The 797-nt window shown below is 63.7% G+C and carries 2 protein-coding genes; both read left to right on the top strand.

The annotated features are described in order from the left end of the window. On the top strand, window positions 1-273 hold a 273-nt coding region (locus ENZ75_RS35805), incomplete at its 5' end, for a hypothetical protein (protein WP_348630651.1). Window positions 274-527: 254 nt separating this feature from the next. Further along, the coding region (locus ENZ75_RS33235) for a DEAD/DEAH box helicase (protein ID WP_164746449.1) at window positions 528-797 on the top strand (270 nt) is incomplete at its 3' end.

The raw sequence follows: 797 nt of genomic DNA, 5'->3' as shown, positions 1-797 counted from the left end.
CTCTTCCAGTATGTTGAGCATTTCCCGGCCCACATTGCCCGTGGCGCCGACGATCGCTACCTTGAAACTCATCGAAAAATCTCCTGTCCCTCTCCGCTTGGTTTTTGGAGAAACCCGCTGGCCGCTGCGGGTTCCGTCCCCCGGGCCGAACCCGGGAGAGGGTGGTTAGGCCAAGGGAATCACACCGTTTTGGTGGTGGTTTTGCCAGTTTTCTCGGCCAAGAATGTGGTTTTGCTGAAACGAGGAGATGCGCCGACGCGCCCGGCCCAATGATGTGCATTGAGGCTGGGGGCATCGAATGCAGGAAGAGCCGTCAAAAGGCCGCGCATCGAAACTGTCCCGTTCGGTGCCGGCTTTTACGCGGTTTGCGGCAAGAGTCAATTGCCGAGCGGCGCCTGGTTTTGCGCGCGCCCTGTACAATCGCGGCTGCGCGAAGTACGAACGGCCAAGATTGTTTGGCTGGCGCGAGGCCCGCCCCGGCATGTGCTCCGTGATGAGCGCGGACCCTAAAATTCCGAAAGAGTGAGATGTCCAACTTCGAAGCACTTGTTCCAGCGCTTGCCAGGGCGCTGGAGAAACGCGGCTATTCCGAGCTGACGCCCGTCCAGAAGGCGGTCGTGGCGCCCGAGCTCGGCGAGGCCGATGCGCTGGTTTCGGCGCAGACCGGCTCCGGCAAGACGGTGGCCTTCGGCCTCGCTCTGGCGCCGACCCTGCTTGAGGGCGCGGAGCGCTTCGGCCACGCCGCCGCACCGCTGGCGCTGGCGGTGGCGCCGACGCGCGAACTCGCCTTGCAGGTG

It is taken from the genome of Mesorhizobium sp. M7A.F.Ca.CA.002.04.1.1 (assembly GCF_004022805.1).
GTDB lineage: Bacteria > Pseudomonadota > Alphaproteobacteria > Rhizobiales > Rhizobiaceae > Mesorhizobium > Mesorhizobium ciceri.
The sequence above is the reverse complement of the archived record's forward strand: the minus strand, read 5'-3'. Positions and strand labels throughout refer to the sequence as shown.